Origin of the sequence: Haloarcula sp. CGMCC 1.6347, assembly GCF_037078395.1 — an archaeon.
GTDB lineage: Archaea > Halobacteriota > Halobacteria > Halobacteriales > Haloarculaceae > Haloarcula > Haloarcula amylolytica.
Genome location: NZ_JAYMGX010000001.1, coordinates 1,070,041 through 1,090,148 on the forward strand (window position 1 = coordinate 1,070,041; position 20,108 = coordinate 1,090,148).

Here is a 20,108-nt window from a genome sequence, read left to right on the forward strand (position 1 = left end):
CCGCCTCTGGTTTCAGATGTAGATGTATTTGTTATAGTACTCATTACTGTTGAATTCATACAGAATGCCGTGTTTACTATTCGTTAGCCACGTACTTCGCGTTCCGTGAGTGTGCGGAAGCGCCCAAAGTCGTCGACATCCCCGATAAGGACAGCCCCGTTGGACTCGATCCAAGCGTGAGCCTCGAACGTCTCGGACTGGGTGTCCACGCCGAAGCGGAGACGATGCGGCAGGTCGTTTGCTACCAGCAGTGTGCTACCAGTGAGTGCTCGGTCAAGACAATCGTAGGAACCTGGGAGACGTGATCCTGCTGTCAGAACCGCCCACCGTACTGACTCTGGTGACCCGGACTGACGATGACACGGGAGGTACTGAGAGACCATACCGAAATATCGCTCTGCGTCCTCCAGCCCAGCGACTGCAAGCAGTACCTTGCTCGCAACGATCAGTACCACAGCTTCACAGAGCAATAGCTTCTGCGCCCGTGGCAACGCCCTGAACTCACGGAGTCGGGCTCGCATCGACCTTGATGAGTTGCTCCGCGGCAAGCGTTTCCAGGAATCGTTCCACGTCATTTGCCACTCGGTCTCTGTCGACATCGTACTCCTCGACCAGCGTTGAGACGATAGCCGCTGGTTCCGTCGGTTCCTGGATTCGGTCCCAGATGTCCGGGCCGACGCCCGACAGACCCTGATACCGCCCCGTCTCGTTGTTGAGCAGCACGATTTCGCCGTCGATAGTCGTGGTGACACAGTTGTCAGTTGCGACGACAGTCGATCCAGCATCTATCGCGACCATATGTGGACTCCAGGGATACCCGCACTATTTGTTATGGCCTCTTTTCGTCGCCGTCACGACCCAGACAGGCGGTAGACGCTCCCTTCGCTCCCGTACTGCCCAACCGTAGAGAGTCGGTAACTATGTTACATAGAACTCGCATCCGGAACAATGGCTGATACTCCCTCCGTCAGTGAGAAATACGCATCGCTGCGCCGTGTGGCACTGTATCGTCCGGCGCTGACGGGGAGTATCGTCGCCGCCAGCCTCTTCGTGATGCTGCTGGAAGGCGTCGGCCTCTCGTTCCTGTTTCCGATACTCGACGCCGCACAGGCCGGGCAAGGCCTCCCGCTTCAGGCGGACGGTGTTACCGGTCAGTTCCTGTCCGCGTACGCCGCCGCCGGACTGCCGCTCACGCTCGAATCCCTGCTACTCGGCCTCGCGTGCGTGATGGTCGTCCGGTTCACGGCATCGTTTGCGGTGAAATGGCTCGCGGCGAAGCTCACACAGGCGTACGAACGCGACCTCAAAAACCGGGCCTACGAACTGGCGATGAACGCGTCGGTCGCCTACTACGACGACAAGGGGTCCGACGACATCATGAACACGATTCTGACACAGACCCGGTACGCCGGCCGTGTCATCGGCCGGATTATCCAGTTCTTCCAGCAGGGAATCCTCTGTCTGGTGTACATCGGAATCGCACTGGCTATCGCGCCGATGCTGGCAGTCGGTGCGGCTGTCGCTCTCGGCGGGGTCACGGCGCTCATCAGATACGGCATCGAGCCCGGGTACGCCGTCGGCGACCGTGTGGCGACGGCAAACGAACGGCTGCAGGAGACAACACAGGCGGGGACGCAGGGTATCCGTGACGTGAAGCTGTTCGGCATGCGCGACGGACTGCTTGCCGAGTTCCGGGATACACTCGACCGATACACTGCAACCAGCATCGCCGTTCGCCGGAACGAGGTCGCAATCGGTAGTCTCTATCGGCTCTCGGTCTCGCTGCTCCTGTTCGGTCTCGTCTACGTCGCAATCAGTTTCCGGGCGCTGTCGATCGCTGAACTCGGCGTGTTCCTGTTCGCGATGCTCCGACTCGCGCCCCGACTGAGTTCGCTCAATTCTACCATCTACGCCATCGAGGGAGAGCTACCACATCTGGTTCGCACCCACCAGTTCATCGACCGCCTCGAAACCCAGCAGGAACCGACCGGTGGGAAGCCGGTCCCGGACTGCATCAAGGAAATCGCGTTCGAGAACGCCTCGTTCGCCTACGAGGACGAGCCAGTACTCGCGGACTTCTCGATGACTGTCGAGCGAGGCGAGTTCGTCGGTATCGTCGGCGAGTCCGGTGGCGGCAAATCGACAGTCGTCTCGCTTCTCACTCGGCTCTATACCCCGGACAGCGGTGAGATCCTGGCGAGCGAGACGCCGATTTCGACCTATGCACTCGACGAATGGCGTGACGCTGTTGCGATGGTTCGACAGGACCCACATATCTTCAACGATACGTTGCGGTACAACCTCACTGCCGGTCGGGATATCTCCGACGAGACACTCTACGAAGTGGCCGAGAAGGCCCTCGTCCTCGAATTCCTCGATGACCTCCCGCAGGGGCTCGACACAGTGCTGGGCGACGACGGCGTGAAACTGTCCGGCGGGCAACGCCAGCGGGTCGCACTGGCCCGCGCGCTGCTGACGGACGCAGAGATACTCGTACTCGATGAGGCCACCAGCGACCTCGACTCGAACCTGGAACGGCAAATCCATCGAACCGTCGAGACGCTCGACGGGGACCAGACCGTGATCGCAATCGCCCACCGGCTCTCGACCGTCTCGAACGCCGACCGAATCTACACTGTCGAGGACGGGCAGGTCACGGAACAGGGCAGCCACGCCGAACTGCTCGACGACGACGGGACGTACGCGGAGTTGTACGCGTTGCAGGGAACGGCGGCCGCGAAGTCTTTCAGCGGCTGAGCCGCTCTCACCGGAGCGGTCGCACTGCTTGGATCAGACCTCTCGGCGACGTCCTTTCGGCACCTGTGACCTGAGTTCGCCGTAGACGTACAGGCCGACGCCGACCGGTTCGGCCTCGCCGGCGAGGTCGTGGGTGACGACCAGATACCCCCAGTCGCCGTCCCAGTCGAGTTCCTGGTCCTCGCCGGCCACGAACGCTCGGGCAGCGTCCTCATCGAGGTGGATGACGTTCTGGCTGGCGTGCTCTCCGAACCGCTGGACGGACTCCAGCGTCGGTTTCCAGTGTTCCTGGCGCGTCCGCAGGAACGTCATCCCCAGGCCCTCGATATCGACAGGCGATGGCGGACTCCCCTGATACAGCCACAGTTTGCCAGCACCACGTTCCCAGAACGTGTACCCCTCGAAGGTCTCCGGCGGGACGCCGAAGCGTTCAGCCCAGAAGTCGAGCACTTCTTCGCGGGTCGCCCGCTCGGGGTCCTCGCGCTCCTCGTCTGTCTCTGGGAGCCGCGTGAACTCCGTGCTCTGGTCGCTCATTCCGCGGGCACCTCCAGTTTCGCACAGAAGAACCCGCCCGTGTCGTTGTGATGCGGGTAGATGCGCTTGGCGTTGGTGACGCTGGGGTCGAATCTCTCGTCCTGCCACTCGGTGATTCCCGGTGCGTGGTCGAGCGGGAGGTCGTAGTCCACGATCTCACAGGCGACCTCGTCGAGCACGTAGTCAAGCACGGCCTCGTTTTCCTCCGGAGCGAACGTGCAGGTGGAGTAGACGACGGTTCCGCCCGGTTCGGTCACTTCGATGGCCCGTTTGAGGATGCCCTTCTGGACGCCGGAGATGCCTTCGACGTGAGAGAGCGTCCAGTCCTCCAGCGTATCCGGGTTCTTGCGGATGGTCCCCTCACAGGAGCAGGGCACGTCGACGAGCGCGCGGTCGTACTCTTCGCCGCCGAAGGGCTTGAGCGAGTGGTTGCGGCCGTCCTCGTGGGTGACGGCAACCGTGGTCGCGCCCAGCCGCTCGGTATTGGTCCGCAGCGCCGAGATCCGCCCGAGGTTGTTGTCGGTCGCGACGACTTCGCCGGTGTCCTCCATCAGCGCGGCGAGCTGGGTCGTCTTGCTCCCCGGTGCTGCACAGGCGTCCCAGACTCGCTCGCCGGGCTGGGGGTCCAGTACGGTCGCCGGAATCACGGACACTTCCTCCTGCCCGTGAATCCAGCCGTGGAAGTACGGCCAGTTCGCGCCGGGGGAGTCCTCGGGCAGGACGAACAGGCCGTCGTGCCAGTCGACGGGGTCGTAGGCGATGTCCGCGTCCGCAAGCGCCGTTCGGACCCGCTCGACGGAGGCTTTGATGGTGTTGACCCTGACAGCCGACGGCAGCGGGCGTTCACACGCGTCGATGAACGCCTCGAAGTCGTCGATGATGGGTCGGTAGCGGTCGAGTGGTTCCATTGTCCGGCGTTCGCTGGCGGTCGGTTTGTGGGTTTCGAACGGCACCGGCCCATGGCTTTCAAGCCGCCGGCGGCCGATACCCGAGGTATGGCACACATACAGGTCCACCGCGACGACATTTCGCTCGATTCCCCGACACTGGTCGAGGGGCTCCCGGGCGTCGGACTCGTCGGCAAGATAGCCGCCGACCACCTCGTCGACGTCTACGACATGGAGTACTACGCATCGGCCCACTGCGAGGGGTTGCCAGAGATCGCCGTGTACGGAACGGACGACCCGGAGGTTCGCCCGCCGGTCCGGCTGTACGCTGACGAGGGCCGTGACCTGCTAGTCCTCCAGAGCGATGCCCCGATCTCCCCGTCCGGCGCGAAGGAGTTCGCCGGCTGCATGGTCAGTTGGTTCGAGGCCAACGACGCGACGCCGATCTACCTCAGCGGCCGTCCTGCCGAGAAAGACGGTGTTCCGGACGTGTACGGCGTCTCGACGGGTGACGGGGCGGCGATGCTAGAGGAGGCAGACGTGGACCCGCCCTCGGAGAACGGCGCGATTACCGGGCCGACCGGCGCGCTGGTCCACGAATCACAGCGGGTCGGGCTGACGAGCATCGGGCTCATCGTCGAGGCCGACCAGCGCTTTCCTGACCCGGAAGCGGCTCGGGCGCTCCTGCAGACGGCGATCAGCCCGCTGGCCGACTTCGAGGTCGACACCGATGCGCTGGTCGAGCAGGCCGAGGAAATCGGTCGAGCCAAGGCACAACTTGCCCAGCAGCTCCAGGAGAACCAGGAGGAGAGCACGAGCGCACGGCCGCTCGGGATGTATCAGTAATGGCGGGCGCAGACGACATCATACGTGGGTTACTGGTCGTAATTATCGTCGGTATCGGCACGGTCCTGGGGTGGGTGCTGTTTGTCAGAACACCCGACAACCTCGCCCAGTTGCTCGGCGTCCTGTTGGTCGTCGCTGTCGCCGTCGCCACAGCCCGTATCGGCAGCAACATCGCCGGCTCCCTACTCCCAGCACACAACGTCGCGGAGGTCGCCGTCGAAGGGCCGATCAGCCGTGACGGCGGTGGCGGCATCACCAGTCCGCCGGTGGGCGCGTCGGCCGACGACATCGTCGAACAGATAGACCGTGCCGACGCGGACCGGGGCTCAGAGGCGCTGCTCCTGAAACTGAACACGCCGGGCGGCGAAATCGTCCCCAGCGAGGACATCCGCATCGCCGCCGAGGAGTTCGACGGCCCGACCATCGCCTACGCCACGGACGTCTGTGCCAGCGGCGGCTACGACATCGCCGCCGGCTGTGACGAGCTCTGGGCGCGCGAGGGCTCTATCGTCGGCTCGATCGGCGTCGTCGGCTCGCGGGTCAACGCCAAGGAACTGGCCGACCGCCTGGGCCTCTCCTACGAGCAGTTCACCGCCGGCGAGTACAAGGACGCCGGCGTTCCGCTGAAGGAGATGACCGAGGACGAACGCGAGTACCTCCAGGGCATCGTCGACGACTACTACGACCAGTTCATCGACACCGTGGCCGAGGGCCGCGAGATGGACGCCGAGACGCTCAAGGACACCGAAGCGCGCATCTTCCTCGGTGACGAGGCCGAAGAGCGTGGGCTCGTCGACCGGCTCGGCACGCGCGACGACGTCGAGGCGAGCCTGGAGCAACGGCTGGGCGAGGCTGTGACGATCAAGGAGTACGAGCCTGAGCGCGGATTGACGGGCAAACTCCGCGGAGGCGCACAGCAGGTCGCCTTCGCCCTCGGCGCGGGTATCGCCGGCGTCGCCGACGGTGATATCGAGGGCCTCTCCTTCCGGCGATAGCTCGGGAGGTTTTTTATTCGGGGACCGCCTTCGCCGTAGTGTGACAACGCTGGTGGTGTGTATCGACAGGGACAGTCCGGCCGCAGCGGCGTGTCCCGTCGTCGGCCGCGACGCCGTCGAGTCACTCATCACGCAGACGGGCGTCGTTGACCCGGAAGACAGCCGGGTCAACTGCCTCCTCGAGGGGCTCGCAGTCGCGGATGAACTCGAAGCCGAGGGGTCCTCGCCGGTCCTCGCCGTCGTCGGCGGCGGAAGCGACAGCGTCGGTTCGGACCGGGATATCGCCGGCCAGATCGACAGTCTGGTCGCCGAGCACGACCCGGACTCCGCGGTCGTCGTCGTCGACAGCGCCGACGACGAGCGGCTGGTTCCCATCATCGAGAGCCGCGTCCAGGTCGACGCCGTCGACCGGGTCGTCGTTCGTCAGGCCCGCGACATCGAATCCACGTACTACCTGCTCAAGCAGTTCCTGGCAGACGAGGAACTGCGCAAGACGGTGCTGGTCCCCGTCGGAATCATCATGCTCGCGTTCCCGCTGTTGCTCGTCGTCACCAGCCCGACGATTGCCGTCGGCGCTATCGCGGCCGCCATCGGCGTGTTCCTCATCTACAAGGGACTGGGTATCGACGCATACCTCTCCCGACTTCCCAGCCAGACCCGAGAAGCCCTGTACTCGGGACAGGTGTCGCTCGTGACCTACGTCGTCGCCGCCGGCCTCTCGCTCGTCGGCATCTTCGCCGGCGTGCTGGGCGTCTCGGCGGTCGGCGATATCAGCCCCTTCCTGCTTGCGAACCGCTTTGCCTTCGCGTCTGTGCCGTGGCTGACCGGCGCGGCGCTGGCCGCCTCGCTCGGTCGCCTGCTGGACGAACTCATTCAACAAGAGGGGGTCCGGAGCGCGTACGTGAACCTCCCCTTCGGTGCGGTCGCGGTCGGGCTCGTCGTTCGCGGCTTTTCTGCGTACTTCCTCGAACGCGGTGGCGTGTTCGAGCCGTTTCAGGTGCCGGAGACGAACCTCGGCATCGTTCAGGTCCAGGGGTTCATACTGGAGGCGGGGACCCGCCTCGGGCTGTTCATCCTCGCAGGTATCCTCATCAGCATCGTCGGCGTCCGGGTGGCGACCTACGTCAGCCACACCGATATCGAGGACGAACTGGTGGAATAGACAGCGATTTACGCCGCCGCCGGCTACCGGCGGCTATGACAGACGGCGCGTGGGTTTCGCTGTTCTCCGGCGGCAAAGACTCTTCGTGGGCGTTGTACCGAGCACTGGAACGGGGCCACCCTGTCGAACATCTGGTGACGGTCCACCCGGAGGGCGACTCCTACATGTACCACGTTCCGGCGACTCGACTGGCCCGCCTGGCCGCCGAGAGTATCGGCATCCCGCTGGTCGAAGTCGAGCCCGATGACTTCGAGGCTGACGACGTGCTCGACTCCGGCGACCAGGGCGACGCCGAACTCGAACCGCTGGAGGCCGCGCTACGCGAACTCGACGTCGAACTGGACGGCGGCATCACCGGCGTCACCGCCGGCGCGGTCGAGAGCGAGTACCAGACGACCCGCATCGAATCGATGGCCGACCGCCTCGAAGCCAACGTGTTCGCGCCGCTGTGGCAGGAAAACCCTCGTGACCTCGCCGACGCGATGCTCGACGCCGGTTTCGAGATACGGATCATCCGCGTGGCCGCCTACGGCCTCGACGAGTCCTGGCTGGGTCGCACGCTCGACGCCGACGCGCTCGACGAACTGGAGGCGCTCAACGAGGAGTACGGCGTCCACATTCTCGGGGAAGGCGGCGAGTTCGAGACGCTCGTCACCGACGGGCCACACATGGACCGCCGGATCGAACTGGAGTACGAGACGGAGTGGGACGGCAGTCGCGGGACACTCAAAATTGAAGACGCGTGGCTGGCGTGACTTTGTATCGAAGCGGCTAGGCGGGGTCAGTCCCCGTTCGTCAACTGCGTATGCGCACCGATGAGCGCGCCGGCGAGGTCCAGACTCTCGACCTGTGTATCCCGGTCGATAATCGACTCGCGGATGTCCGAATCGAGGATAGTCGTGTCCGGGAACACGATGGTGCCGTCGAGGCTGGAGTTGACGATTTCGGCCCCCGAGAGGACGTGGACGTTCTCGCCGAGCGTGGTGTTCTCGATGGTGGCGTCCTCTGCGACGACGTTGTCGCCGTCGAGTTCCCACGCGACGGCCTCCAGATAGCTTTCGGGCGTGCCGATATCGTACCAGGCGTCGTCGAACGTGAACGCCCGGACGGGGCCGTCGTCGACGAGCCACTGGATGAACCAGCCGGGTTCGTCGGGGTTGTTCCCGTCGTCGAGGTACTCGCCGAAACGAATCGCGTCGGCCGGGAAGGCGTAGCAGGCAATCGAGACGAGCGTGCTGTTGGGGTCGTCGGGCTTCTCTTGAAAGTCCGTGACCTCCTCGCCGTCCAGTTCGATGAGGCCGTAGGAACTCGCCTTCTCCCGCGAGCCGACATCGTAGGCGGCGAGCGTGGGGTCGTCGTACTGTTCGAAGTAGTCGATGAACTCCGCGATGTCGAAGCTGATGAGGTTGTCGCCGGCGATGACCAGCAGGTCCTCGTCGCCGAGCCCCTCCCGGTCGACCAGCTGGGCGAGCGCGCCGACGACGCCGAACTTCTCGTCCTCTTCGGCGGTTTCCTCGACGGTCAGGGACGGCTTCTCGAAACTACTCGCGGCGATGTGGTCACGGAAGTCATCGGCAAAGCGCTGGTTCGTACTGACGAACACGTCCGAGATGCGATCGTCCTTCTCCAGTTCGCCCAGAATCCGGTCGATGACAGTCGTCTCACCGACGGGAAGCAGCATTTTGGGCCGGTTCTTGGTGACAGGCCAGAGCCGGGTGGCGTATCCGCCTGCGAGGACAATCGCTTTCATGTCCGGAAGCAGACAACCAGAATACAAGTTCTTTTTCATCGACTGGACCGCGGCACTTATCGGTGGCCCGCAGTATCACCCCGTATGACTGGTGACGACACCCCGGTCGACGCGGAGGCCGGCGACGCGAACCTCACGGAGAAAATCAACCAGACGAACGTCGACAAGCGCATTGCGAGTCTGGAAGCGGCCTACGACGAGGTCCCGGTCACCGAGGAGACCTTCGAGCTGTCGCCTGACGAATACGCCGACGTGTTCGCTGCGACACGCGGGACCGGCTACTCCGGGAACAGCGTCGTGTTCGTCACCCGTGACGGCACCGATTTCCCGGAGCTAAGCGACCAGATACCCGACCAGGCGGCCGACGACACCCGCGACCGCGTCCTGCTAGTGCTAGGCCGGGGCGCTGACATGTGGGCGCTGCCGGGTGGCGGCAAAGGAGACGAATACGAATCGGTGCAAGGGACCGCCGTCCGCCGCGTCAACGAACAGACCGGCATCCGCTGTACGGTCACCGGCGTCGCGGAAGTCGTTCACTCGAAGTACTATCCGGACACCGACGCGCAGGGGTCGGTACACACGCTAGACATCTACCTCGAAGCGGCGTACAAGAAAGGCAGTCTCGACGTGGACGAGTCGGAACTCGTGGGAGCGGCGTGGTTCGCGGAGCCGCCCGAGCGGCTCACGCCCGGTGCCGAAGAACGGTTTGCAGCGTTGCTCGACGGCGAGTGAATCCGGGACCGGGACGAGAAGCCGATTAGTGTTCGACTAACTCCACGAGCACGCCGCCGGTCGTCTTCGGATGGAGAAAGGCCACGTCGTGCCCCCACGCGCCGGGCCGCGGTTCCTCGTCTATGAGGTCGATGCCGCAGTCGCTAACGGTCTCTAGCGCGGCGGAGATGTTGTCCGTCTCTAGAGCGACGTGATGGATGCCCGGCCCGTTGCTGTCGAGATATCTGGGAATCGCGCCGTCGGCGTCCGGTAGCGGCTCCAGCAGTTCGAAGTAGCCGTTGTCCATCTCCAGAAACGTCACCTGCAGGCCATCGAACGTCTCCTCGTGGACGACCGGTGTCTCGAAGGCGTCGGCGAACAGTTCTGCGAGCGGGGCGGCGTCGTCCGTTGCGATGCCGGCGTGGTCGAATCGCATGGACGGCCGTACACCGGGGTGGCTTATAATTCTGGGAGCATGGACAGCCGGAAAACAGAACGGCCACGCGGTTCGACTGACCTTACATCGACGAGCCGGGCTGGTACTCGCCGAACACGTCCCGGAGCACGTCACACACCTCGCCGGTCGTGGCGTACACCTTCACGGCGTCGATGATGTAGGGCATGACGTTCTCGTCGCCCTCGGCCGCCTGCCGGAGTGCGTCGAGTTTCGCTTCGACAGCCTCGTCGTCACGCTCCTCCCGGACGGTGGCGACGTTGTCTTGCTGGGCCTGTTCGACGGCCTCGTCGACCTCCTCGATGTCCTGTTCGCCCTCTTCCTCGACCTGATACTCGTTGACGCCAACGATGACGCGCTCGCCCGCCTCCTGTTCGCGCTGGCGCTCGAAGGCCACGTCCTGAATCTGGCGCTGGACCCACTGCTCCTCGATGGAGCGGCGCATCCCGCCGCGTTCGTCGACCTCCTCGATGAGGTCGCGGGCCTCGGCTTCGAGTTCGTCGGTCAGCGACTCGACGTAGTAGCTGCCGGCCAGCGGGTCGATAGTGTCGGCCGCGCCGGATTCGTGGGCGAGTATTTGCTGGGTCCGCAGCGCGGTCCTGACTGACTGCTCGGTCGGGAGGCCGATGGCCTCGTCCTTGCCGTTGGTGTGGAGGCTCTGGGTACCGCCCAGGACCGCCGCGAGTGCCTGGTAGGACACGCGGACGACGTTGTTCTCGATCTGCTGGGCGGTCAGCGTCGACCCGGCGGTCTGGGTGTGGAACTTCAGTTGCTTGGACTTTGGGTTCTGGGCGTCGAAGCGCTCGTCCATGATCTTCGCCCAGAGGCGCCGGGCCGCCCGGAACTTCGCCACCTCCTCGAAGATGTTGTTGTAGGAGGCAAAGAAAAAGGAGAGCTGCGGGGCGAACTCGTCCACATCGAGGCCGGCTTCGATGGCGGCTTCGACGTACTCGATGCCGTCGCCGAGCGTGAACGCGATTTCCTGAGCGGCCGTCGAACCGGCTTCGCGGATGTGATACCCCGAGATGGAGATGGTGTTGAACTTCGGCGTCTCGGCGGCGCAGAACTCGAAGATGTCGGTGATGAGGCGCATCGACGGCTCCGGCGGGTAGATGAACGTGTTCCGGGCGATGTACTCCTTGAGCACGTCGTTCTGGATGGTCCCGCGGAGTTCCTCGCGGTCGACGCCCTGCTTGTCGCCGACGGCGATGTACATCGCCAGCAGCACCGAGGCTGGGGCGTTGATGGTCATGCTCGTCGACACCTCGTCTAGCGGGATGCCGTCGAACACGGTCTCCATGTCGTCCAGCGAGTCGATGGCGACGCCGGTCTTGCCGACTTCGCCGGCGGCCATCGCGTGGTCGGAGTCGTAGCCCATCTGCGTCGGGAGGTCAAAAGCCATCGACAGCCCAGTCTGGCCCTGGTCGAGCAGGTAATTGAACCGCTCGTTAGTCTCGGTCGCGGTCCCCATCCCGGCGTACTGACGCATCGTCCAGAGTCGGCCCCGATAGCCGGTCGGATACACGCCGCGGGTGTACGGTTCCTGGCCGGGGAAGCCCAGGTCCTCCTCGTAGTCCATATCGGAGATGTCTTCGGGGGTGTACAGACGGTCTACCTCGTGTCCCTCGGTGTCCGTGGTGAACGTCTCCTTGCGTTCGCCAAAGCGGTCGACGGTGGGCTGGACGTCGTCTTCCTCCCACTGAGCCTTCGACTCCCGTATCTCCGCCAGCTCGTCGGGGTCAAACATGGACGGATTGTCGGACGGCGGAGGCTTAAGGGTTCTTAAATCCTTCACGGTTTGTAATGCGCGTCCCACCGTGAGACGGTCGCGCGCTGTTCCGAGGCGGGTTTATATCGTCGGTATCTATCGAGGACGTATGCCAATCGAACCGGGAGACGGCGTCACCATCGAGTACGTCGGCCGCTTCGAGGACGGGAGCGTCTTCGATACGTCACGTCCCGAAGTCGCCAGAGAGCACGGACTCATCGAGGCACAGGGCGTCGAGGCGAGCGAGTACGCACCGCTTTCCTTCACCGTCGGTGCAGGGGATATCATCGAAGGGATCGACGAGGCCATCGTCGGAATGACTGCGGGTGAGGAGGCCACTGTCACGGTGCCTCCGGCGAAAGCCTACGGGGAGTTCCAGGCCGACCGCGTCCGCGAGTACGACCCCGAGACGTTCGAGGGTATGGTCGGAAAAGAGCCGGAGGTCGGGCTCCACGTCGAGGCCGAGAACGGCCTCCACGGGGACGTGACTGCGGTCCGCGACGACGCTATCGAGGTGGATTTCAACCACGAGCTGTCCGGCAAGACGCTCGTGTTCGATATCGAAGTCGTCGATGTCAGATAATCAGTCTGTCGTCGGCAGGTAATCGGTCCGTCGTCGGCAAATAATCAGTCGCCCGTGTCGTACTTGTAGGTCGCTTCGTCGGGGTCGATGCCGAAGTCCTCGGGACCCTCCTCCGGCTCGGATTCCTCGGACTCGCCGGCACTGGCCCGCTTGAACCGTTTGCGGAGGTGCCCCGGTACTTCGAAGCGGTCGAGGGCCACCCGGAGCGGCACCGCGTCGGGCTGGATGTTCTCCTGTTTGGTCGCGAGTCGGTCCCGGAGCGAGTCAGGGAGTTGCGCCGGCTCGATGCGCTCGAAACCGAACTGCGCGAGGTACTCGGAGGCGTTCGTCAGCGAGTAGACGGTGTCGAACCCCTCGTCGCCGGCGTACTCGACCAGGCGCTCGATGACGTGTGCGCCGACCCCCTGGTTGCGCCATACGGGCAGCACGCCGATACTCGTCAGTTCACAGACGGACTCCTCGTCGCTCTTGTGAATACGGATACGGCCGAAGCCCGCCTTTTCGTGGCTCTCCTCGTCGATAGCGACGACGTAGTCCCGGGATCTGAAAGCCGTCTCGTCCAGCCCCATCTCCTCGATACGGTCGAGCAACCAGACTTCCTCTCGGTTTTTCGCATCCCGGACGTACATACTCGAAAGTTAACTGCCGCAGTCAAAAGGGTTTGCGGCGTGACTGGCACGGTCGGGTTACGTGGCGGAGAGGCAATCACTAAGAGAGTTCAACATGATTGATTACTCATGATCTCGCTCGAGATGGACATGGTCCAGTACGACTGTCCGTATATCGACACAACACGGGACTACGAGGTGTCGTTTCTGGCCAAGCAGTGGGATTTCCACCCTGTCGAGCGGGAGTTGGAGACGCGGATCATGGTCAACGGCGCGGACCGGGAGGAACTGGATCGCGGGCTGAACGCGCTGGAGACGCACGATCACATGGAGTCCTATCAGCTTCTCCGTCGGAAGGGCGACCTGGCGCTCATCCGCTCGCGCATCGACGAGACGAACGCGATGAGCGTCATCCGCGACCACAGCGGCTACATCACCGGGCCGTTCCGCATCCGTGACGGCTCGGAAATCTGGCACGTCGGCTTCGACACCGAGCGAGTCGCAGAGGGGACGCTGTCGGAACTGGAGCGGGACAACGACTACACCATCCGGTCCCGGGAGTCGGTCGACCTGGAGGACTACTACGACCTGCTGCAGAACATCGACTCGGCAAAGCGGCTGGTCGATGGCTGCCGGGAGCTGTCGGATGTCGAACGGGACACATTGGAGAAAGCCGTCGAAGGCGGTTACTTCGACACGCCTCGGGACGCGACCCTGTCGTCGCTCGCCGAGGAGTTCGATGTCTCCAAGATGGCTATCTCGAAGAACCTCCGGCGCAGTCAGCGGAAGATACTCGACCGCGTCACGACGGCGATGAACGACGTGACCGAGTAGGCCACCGGTCCGGTGCTCCGGTTTTCCGCTACTCCGTACCGCTCCCTTGCATCAATTTCTGGATGTCTTCGTCGGCCGCCAGTTCTTCAGGGTCGCCGCTGGCGACGATGTCGCCCCGTTCGATGACGTACAGGCGGTCGACGACATCGGGGACGTGCGTGACGTTGGACTCCGCGATGAGCACCGCGATGTCGCGGTCGTTGATGGCTCGGATGTAGCGCTTGAGGCTCTCGACGACGACCGGGGCTAGCCCCTCTAGCGGTTCGTCGAGGATGAGCAGGTCGGGCTGAAGCGCCAGTGCCCGGCCGATAGCGACCATCTTCGCCTGGCCGCCACTGAGGTTCTGGACCTTCGCGTCCCGGCGGTCATCGAGTTCGGTCAGCACGTCGTAGACGCTCTCGATGACCGCGTCCTCGTCGTCGATACCGCGGGCCTTCCCACTGGTCCAGATGGGGAGCCGGAAGTTTTCGTCGACAGTCATCCCGGTGAACAGCTTCCGGTCTTCGGGCTGGTAGCCGATGCCTCGCTTGGGTATCAGCTCCGAGCGGATGCTGGTCAGCTCCTCGCCGCGGAACGTGACTGAGCCGCTCCAGACCGGCGTCAGGCCCATGATGCCGCGAAAGGTACTCGTCTTGCCGGCCCCGTTGCGGCCGACGAGACCGACCGCCTCGCCGGCGTTCACGTCGAGGTCGATGTCCTCGGTCACCTGGAACCCCTCGACGGCGGCGTTGAGACCGCGGACGGACAGCAGGGCGTCGCTACTCATCGTCACCCACCCCCAGGAGGAGCCGCCGGAGTTCGTCGTCCGTTTCGAGCATCGTCGGCGGGCCGACCCCGTGGACGGTCCCCTGGTGGAGCGCCACGACGCGGTCGGCGTACTCGGTGACGATGTCCATGTCGTGCTCGATGGTGACCGTCGTGACGCCCTCGGCCCTGCCGACCTCGACAATCGTCTCGATGACGTACTCCTTCTCGCGGGTCGACACCCCGGAGGTCGGCTCGTCGAGCAAGAGGTAGTCCGGGTCGAGACCGAACGACATCGCTACGTCCAGTAGCTTCCGGTCGCCGTGGGGCAGTTCCTCGGCGAGGGTGTCGGCGGCGTCTTCGAGCCGGAACTTCGCAAGCAGTTCATCGACCTTGGTCTCCACTTCCGCGTGGCCGTCGGCCATCGAGAACAGGCTCCAGGTCTTGCCCTGTTCGGTCAGCACGACCGTCCGGAGGTTCTCCCGGACCGTCATCTCCTCGAACACCTTGACGACCTGAAAGCTCCGGGCGATACCGGCGTCGACACGACCGTTTGCCGACATGCCGGTGATGTCGTCGCCGTCGAGGACGATGGAGCCTTCGTCCGGCGAGAGAAAGCCGGTGAGGAGGTTGATGAACGTCGTCTTCCCGGCCCCGTTCGGGCCGACGATGAAGACGAGTTCGCCGTCCTCTTTCCCGAACTCGAGCGTGATGTCGTCAGTTGCGACCAGTTCACCGAAGGACTTCCGCAGATTGCGTGCTTCGAGCATATCAGTCGACTCCAAAAAGGATTATTCGCAGGCTGGTCAGCGCTTCTGTCACTTTCCGTTCTATCGATTGCACGGCGGTCCGCCCCCACGTCGACAGGACGGACGGCTCTCGACGCAGTTCATTGAGCCGCGTGTTGACGATGCCGCCGGACCGGAGCGATCCGACGATACCCCTCGGGAAGCCGTACACCAGGATCAGGAGCACTACGCCCGTCAGGAAATCGTAGTACTGGGTCACGTCCTGGCCCACGTCCTGCAGGAAGACGAGGACGACACCGCCGATGAGCGGGCCGACCAGCGTCCGGAACCCGCCCAGAATCGCCATGAACAGGATGTCTCCGGACCGGAGGAAAAACAGCGTCCCCTCCGGACGGACGTACTGGCGGACGACGGCGTACAGGCCGCCCGCGACGCCGCCGTAGATGCCCGAGACGACGAAGGCGGCCCAGACGTACCGCCGGACCGGCAGACCAATGAACCGCGCTCGGGTCCGCTCTTGCCCGATGGCGTCAAGCGCGTTGCGGAACGGCGACTGCGTGATGCGGTACATCACGAACAGGCCGATGAGGATGACGACCACCGTCAGGTAGTACGTCAGCACCTGATACACGTCCGGGCTGAACGCGGTCCCGAACAGGAGCGGCTGGTTCGCCGGCCCCGGTCGGATGGGGAGCCCGTCGCTTCCCCCGAGTGCGCTCTGCCCGAGCGCGATGGCGTACAGGAGCTGGCCAAAGGCCAGCGTCAGGAGGGCGAAGTACAGCCCGGTGTGTCGCAGCGATAGCGCCCCGATGATAGCCGCCATCACCGTCGCAGCCGCGATAGCCCCGAGCAACAGCAGGCCGACGCTCTGGACGCCAGCGTAGCGTGCCAGCACTGCGGTCGCGTACGCGCCGGTGCCGAAGAAGGCCGCGTGGCCGAACGACGTGAGCTTCGTGTGCCGAAGCAGGAGGTTCAGCCCGACCGCCGCGAAGCCGAACAGCAGGCCCTGATGGATGACGCTGAGCTGGAGGCTGTCGGAGAGGCCCGCGATGTCCGGGATGACGAACAGGAACACGACCCCGATGACGAGGAAGGCCGCCTCCCGGCGGGTCACCTCGACCCCGAGGAAGCGATACGCTGGCGTCCCGTCACGGTCGACGCGCTCCGGCATCACGCTGTCTCACCCCACGTCCCGAACAGGCCCTCGGGCTTGACCAGCAGGATGAGCGCCATAATGGCGAACGGGGCGGCGATTTCGCCCGGCGGGTACAGCGTGATCATCCAGCTCCGGATGACACCGACCAGAAGCGCCCCGACGAACGCGCCACGGAGGCTGCCGAGGCCGCCGATGACGATGACGACGAAGGATAGTACCAGCGGATTGGTGCCCATTTCGAGCGTTGCCGACGTCGGCGGCACTGCCATCGCACCGGCGAAACCGGCGAGGAACGCACCGAGCGCGAACACGAGCGTGAACACGCGGTCGGTGCTGACGCCGATGGCGGTCGCCATCTCGCGGTCGATGGCGGTCGCGCGGATGATACGGCCGGTTTTCGTGCGCTCGAAGAACCAGAACAGGCCGACGACGACGACCGACCCGACGAGGATGACGAACACGTTGTAAGTCGGGTAGTTCAGCCCGACGAGTTCGCTCGTCGGAATCGTGTTGATGGCGCTGTAGACGGCGTCGGTCCGTATCGAGCTGTCCCCCCAGATGACCTTCTTCACGTCGAGGAGTATGAGCAGGAGGGCGAAGGTCAGCACCAGCTGGTACACCTGGTCGCGGTCGTAAATCTGGCGCAGGAACACTGCTTCGAAGAGGGTCCCGACGGGGAGGAGGATGGCTGCCGTCACCAGAACGGCTGCGAGGACCGCGAGAACGAACACGGCGGTACCGACGACGCCGCCACCCGGTGGGCCGACGATGCCGATGATAAACCCGAACACGCCGATGGCGGTGTACGCGCCGATGGAGAACAACTCTCCGTGGGCCAGGTTCAGGACGTCCAGGATGCCCAGGATGACGGTCAGTCCCGAGGCGATCATGAACAGGATGAACCCGAACTGGATGCCGTTGAGCGTCTGGACGAGCGCGGCTGTGGGTGTTACGGCCATGGCTCGGTATCAGGCGCTCCAGCTATCCAGCCAGTCGCTGCCGGTGACGCCCGGCGGCGGCGCGGTCTCGGTCGCCGCGTAGGTGTTCACGTCGTCGAGCCTGGCCGCGCCGAGGTCGTCGTCGTACACCATCTGCCCGGCGAAGGAGTTCGACGCTCCCTGGTGGTCCTCGGCGATGTTGTGGTAGCCGGCCGGCGTGAAGAAGCCGTGGCCCTCCAGGACCTGCGCGATCTGCTCCTGGCTGGGGTAGGTCCCCAGCAGGTCGATGGCCTTCTCGGTGGCCGTCGCCCAAGCGGTGACCGCGCCGTAGCCGCTCATGTAGTGTGCGGTCGGGACGGTCACGCCCTCCTGCTGTGTCGCGGCGTCGAACAACTCGCGGCCGGGCTGCCAGTTACCGAGCGCCGGCAGGCCCCAGTAGTAGTTGCGCGACCCGGAGTAGATGTCCGTCCCGGCCAGTGCATCGCCCGGCACGTCGCCGGCCGCGCTGTACAGCGTCGTGCCGAACACCGTCGTGTTCTCGAACATGTTGTTGGCGTTCGCCTGTCGGACGAACGTCGTCACGTCGCCGCCCCACAGGCTGGAGAAGGTCACGTCCGGCTCTTCGTTGTTGATCGAGGTGATGTGGTTCGACATGTCGCTGGCCCCCAGTTCCGGGAACCCCTCGTAGACGATTTCGGCGTCCGTGAGCTGCTGGATGGCCTGCGTGAACACCCGCATCTCGTCCTCGCCGAAGGAGTAGCCGGGGTTGACCCCGGCGACGGTCGAGATGTTGTCAGCGCCGATGCGTTCGACGGCCTCCCGAGCCATCGTCACCACTTCCATGATGTCGTAGTTCTGGAAGCGAAAGGAGTAGGTCGGGTCAGGGACGGTCTCCTCGTAGAGTGTCGTCACCGTCCCGTCGGTGCTGACATTGATTATCTCGTTTTTCTCGATTTCGGGGGCGATCTGGCTGTGCGTGCCGCTGGAAATCGGGCCGAACGTGACCTCTTTTCCTTCTTCGATGAACTGGTTGTAGCTGTCGAGCGGATTCGACCCCTCGTTGACCACGTCCAGCTCGATCTCGCGCTGCCCGCCGATACCGCCCGCTTCGTTGATGCGCTGGACTGCGAGTTCGGCCCCGCGCTGGGCCTGGATGCCGAGGACGCCCGGTGCGCCACGCGTGAACGTCAACAGCCCGGCCTGTATCGGTTCGTCGGAGATCTCGCCTCCGGACTGCCCGCCCTGATCCGCTGTTTCACCGTCGCTCAGCAGCGTCGAGCAGCCAGCGAGTGCTGCGGCGACGGCCGAGCCGCCGACGGCGGAGAGCAGTTGTCGCCTGCCGATGCCACCAGTGTCATGGTCCGTTGTCGTTTGTTCCATAGGTGTGTCCCAATACGCCCGGACTCGTCCGGGCTGTCTGGTCACGCAGTGTGTGCCACGCTCACAGGGATGGCTGGCTCTTCCGACGTAACCCCCGAATAACGGGAGGTTTACACGTAAACCACGGTGGCCGGTGAGACGGCGGAACGGTGTTCTCACCCCGAATTGCAGGAGTTCCGCAGCAGCCAGGCGGGTATACATGTCAACCCACCCCTATTCGGGTATGTCTAGAGAACGTGTGACCGAATGGCATCCAGCACCTCTCACGAACGGCTCGAAGTCGAATCCATCGACGAGTCCTCGATCCTGTTCGTCGACGACGATCACTACACCGAAGACACCGTCTGTCTGGTGACCGGCGGCGGCTCGGGCATCGGTCGGGCGACGGCGCTGGCGATGGCCGCCAACGGGGTGACCGCTGTCGCCACAGATATCGACGAGGACGGCCTCGCCGAAGTCGCGGCGACCGCGGCGGACCTCGACCTCGACGGCAGTGTCGAGACAGTGACCGGCGACCTCGCGAACGACGCGGACATCGAGTCCATCGTCGAGACCGCGGCCTCCCACGGCACGGTTCGCTACCTTGCGAACATCGCCGGCCTCCAGCACATCGACGCCATCGAGGACTTCCCGATGGCAAAGTACGACCAGATGCACGACGTGATGTTGCGAGCCCCGCTCGCGCTCTCGAAACAGGTCATTCCACACATCCGCGGGACCGACGACGGCGTCGGTGCCATCGGGAACATGGCGTCGGTCCACGGCCACTACGTCACCTCGGACAAGGTGGCCTACAACGTCTCGAAGTTCGGCCTGCGGGGGCTGACGCAGTCTATCGCCGCCGAGGGCGGCGACGGACTCCGTGGGTTCTCCATCAGTACGGGCTACGTCAAGACGCCGCTGGTGGTCGACCAGATTCCCGACACCGCCGAGCAACGTGGCATCAGCGTCGACGAGGTCATCGACGACGTGATGCTGGGTCAGGCCCGAGTCAAGGAGATGATGGACCCCATCGACGTAGCGAACCTCTTCGTGTTCGGCTTCTCGACCCACGCCGACCATCTCAACGGCGGGGACCTGCTGTTCGACGGCGGAATGACAACGACCTACGAGTGAGACAGTGACGTGTGAACGTGAACTGCAGCGGCCCGCAACGCACGCGCTGCGGGACCGGGCTCCCCCGGACGGCCCACGGGCGTATGGTGCCCCGGGCGGCGGTACGAGTTTATACCAGACGGCCAAACACTACGGA

22 protein-coding genes are annotated in these 20,108 nt (G+C 64.3%); 9 read left to right on the forward strand and 13 right to left on the reverse strand.

Annotation, left to right across the window (positions count from 1 at the left end):
- Positions 1-83: 83 nt before the first annotated feature.
- The gene (locus VI340_RS05640) at positions 84-599 is read right to left on the reverse strand and encodes a lasso peptide biosynthesis B2 protein (protein ID WP_336357975.1); all 516 of its coding nucleotides are present in this window, start codon (positions 597-599) and stop codon (positions 84-86) included.
- Positions 502-798, reverse strand: coding sequence for a PqqD family peptide modification chaperone (locus VI340_RS05645; protein WP_336357976.1), 297 nt, complete (start codon positions 796-798; stop codon positions 502-504). The genes VI340_RS05640 and VI340_RS05645 overlap by 98 nt, the downstream gene beginning before the upstream one ends.
- Positions 799-948: 150 nt before the next feature.
- Between VI340_RS05645 and VI340_RS05650 the strand changes: the two genes are divergently transcribed.
- Complete coding sequence (locus VI340_RS05650) at positions 949-2,757, forward strand: ABC transporter ATP-binding protein (RefSeq protein ID WP_336357977.1); 1,809 nt, start codon at positions 949-951, stop codon at positions 2,755-2,757.
- Between the two features lie 33 nt (positions 2,758-2,790).
- Here the strand turns inward: VI340_RS05650 and VI340_RS05655 are convergent, their stop codons facing one another.
- On the reverse strand, positions 2,791-3,291 hold the full coding sequence (locus tag VI340_RS05655; protein WP_008309530.1) for a DUF7122 family protein: 501 nt from the start codon (positions 3,289-3,291) through the stop codon (positions 2,791-2,793).
- Positions 3,288-4,199 carry an RsmB/NOP family class I SAM-dependent RNA methyltransferase gene (locus VI340_RS05660; RefSeq protein ID WP_008309528.1) on the reverse strand — a complete coding sequence of 304 codons (912 nt, stop codon included), beginning with the start codon at positions 4,197-4,199 and terminating at the stop codon, positions 3,288-3,290. Before VI340_RS05660 ends, VI340_RS05655 begins: the two co-directional genes overlap by 4 nt.
- A 51-nt stretch (positions 4,200-4,250) precedes the next feature.
- Here VI340_RS05660 and VI340_RS05665 point away from each other — a divergent pair, with 51 nt between their 5' ends.
- The 4 genes from VI340_RS05665 to VI340_RS05680 are packed head-to-tail and all read left to right on the forward strand — an operon-like array spanning position 4,251 to position 7,936.
- Positions 4,251-5,024: a proteasome assembly chaperone family protein gene (locus tag VI340_RS05665; protein ID WP_080504303.1), complete on the forward strand. Its 774-nt coding sequence runs from the start codon at positions 4,251-4,253 to the stop codon at positions 5,022-5,024.
- Positions 5,024-6,019 carry a signal peptide peptidase SppA gene (gene sppA, locus VI340_RS05670; RefSeq protein ID WP_008309523.1) on the forward strand — a complete coding sequence of 332 codons (996 nt, stop codon included), beginning with the start codon at positions 5,024-5,026 and terminating at the stop codon, positions 6,017-6,019. Before VI340_RS05665 ends, sppA begins: the two co-directional genes overlap by 1 nt.
- A 40-nt stretch (positions 6,020-6,059) precedes the next feature.
- Positions 6,060-7,181 (forward strand): DUF373 family protein, encoded by a 1,122-nt coding sequence (locus tag VI340_RS05675; protein ID WP_336330030.1) that lies wholly within the window; start codon positions 6,060-6,062, stop codon positions 7,179-7,181.
- A gap of 35 nt (positions 7,182-7,216) precedes the next feature.
- Entirely contained in the window at positions 7,217-7,936 is a 720-nt protein-coding gene (locus VI340_RS05680; RefSeq protein WP_008309521.1) for a diphthine--ammonia ligase, read from the forward strand.
- A 26-nt stretch (positions 7,937-7,962) separates the two neighbouring features.
- On the opposite strand, the gene VI340_RS05685 is transcribed toward VI340_RS05680, so the two are convergent.
- Positions 7,963-8,931, reverse strand: a complete 969-nt coding sequence (locus tag VI340_RS05685; protein ID WP_008309520.1) for a sugar phosphate nucleotidyltransferase — start codon at positions 8,929-8,931, stop codon at positions 7,963-7,965.
- Positions 8,932-9,015: 84 nt separating this feature from the next.
- Here VI340_RS05685 and VI340_RS05690 point away from each other — a divergent pair, with 84 nt between their 5' ends.
- On the forward strand, positions 9,016-9,663 hold the full coding sequence (locus VI340_RS05690; protein WP_336357978.1) for an NUDIX hydrolase: 648 nt from the start codon (positions 9,016-9,018) through the stop codon (positions 9,661-9,663).
- A 25-nt stretch (positions 9,664-9,688) separates the two neighbouring features.
- Here the strand turns inward: VI340_RS05690 and mce are convergent, their stop codons facing one another.
- Together mce and VI340_RS05700 are read right to left on the reverse strand one after the other, a co-directional pair.
- Complete coding sequence (mce, locus tag VI340_RS05695; protein ID WP_336357979.1) at positions 9,689-10,078, reverse strand: methylmalonyl-CoA epimerase; 390 nt, start codon at positions 10,076-10,078, stop codon at positions 9,689-9,691.
- An 82-nt stretch (positions 10,079-10,160) separates the two neighbouring features.
- Complete coding sequence (locus VI340_RS05700) at positions 10,161-11,843, reverse strand: acyl-CoA mutase large subunit family protein (protein WP_336357980.1); 1,683 nt, start codon at positions 11,841-11,843, stop codon at positions 10,161-10,163.
- A gap of 130 nt (positions 11,844-11,973) precedes the next feature.
- Between VI340_RS05700 and VI340_RS05705 the strand changes: the two genes are divergently transcribed.
- On the forward strand, positions 11,974-12,447 hold the full coding sequence (locus VI340_RS05705; protein WP_336357981.1) for an FKBP-type peptidyl-prolyl cis-trans isomerase: 474 nt from the start codon (positions 11,974-11,976) through the stop codon (positions 12,445-12,447).
- A 44-nt stretch (positions 12,448-12,491) separates the two neighbouring features.
- Here VI340_RS05705 and VI340_RS05710 read toward each other — a convergent pair whose 3' ends face one another.
- On the reverse strand, positions 12,492-13,076 hold the full coding sequence (locus VI340_RS05710) for a GNAT family N-acetyltransferase (protein ID WP_336330040.1): 585 nt from the start codon (positions 13,074-13,076) through the stop codon (positions 12,492-12,494).
- Between the two features lie 108 nt (positions 13,077-13,184).
- On the opposite strand from VI340_RS05710, the gene VI340_RS05715 reads away from it, so the two are divergent.
- Positions 13,185-13,889, forward strand: coding sequence for a helix-turn-helix domain-containing protein (locus VI340_RS05715; protein WP_008309514.1), 705 nt, complete (start codon positions 13,185-13,187; stop codon positions 13,887-13,889).
- A gap of 28 nt (positions 13,890-13,917) precedes the next feature.
- On the opposite strand, the gene VI340_RS05720 is transcribed toward VI340_RS05715, so the two are convergent.
- From VI340_RS05720 to VI340_RS05740, 5 genes are read right to left on the reverse strand one after another with little or no spacing between them, the layout of a single operon-like run.
- The gene (locus VI340_RS05720) at positions 13,918-14,655 is read right to left on the reverse strand and encodes a branched-chain amino acid ABC transporter ATP-binding protein (protein ID WP_336357982.1); all 738 of its coding nucleotides are present in this window, start codon (positions 14,653-14,655) and stop codon (positions 13,918-13,920) included.
- Positions 14,648-15,403 carry an ABC transporter ATP-binding protein gene (locus VI340_RS05725; RefSeq protein WP_336357983.1) on the reverse strand — a complete coding sequence of 252 codons (756 nt, stop codon included), beginning with the start codon at positions 15,401-15,403 and terminating at the stop codon, positions 14,648-14,650. Before VI340_RS05725 ends, VI340_RS05720 begins: the two co-directional genes overlap by 8 nt.
- A 1-nt stretch (position 15,404) precedes the next feature.
- Positions 15,405-16,553 carry a branched-chain amino acid ABC transporter permease gene (locus VI340_RS05730; RefSeq protein WP_336357984.1) on the reverse strand — a complete coding sequence of 383 codons (1,149 nt, stop codon included), beginning with the start codon at positions 16,551-16,553 and terminating at the stop codon, positions 15,405-15,407.
- Entirely contained in the window at positions 16,553-17,497 is a 945-nt protein-coding gene (locus VI340_RS05735) for a branched-chain amino acid ABC transporter permease (protein WP_014040174.1), read from the reverse strand. Before VI340_RS05735 ends, VI340_RS05730 begins: the two co-directional genes overlap by 1 nt.
- A gap of 9 nt (positions 17,498-17,506) precedes the next feature.
- Positions 17,507-18,856, reverse strand: coding sequence for an ABC transporter substrate-binding protein (locus tag VI340_RS05740; protein ID WP_008309503.1), 1,350 nt, complete (start codon positions 18,854-18,856; stop codon positions 17,507-17,509).
- Between the two features lie 246 nt (positions 18,857-19,102).
- Between VI340_RS05740 and VI340_RS05745 the strand changes: the two genes are divergently transcribed.
- Complete coding sequence (locus VI340_RS05745; RefSeq protein WP_336357985.1) at positions 19,103-19,972, forward strand: SDR family oxidoreductase; 870 nt, start codon at positions 19,103-19,105, stop codon at positions 19,970-19,972.
- Positions 19,973-20,108 lie beyond the last annotated feature (136 nt).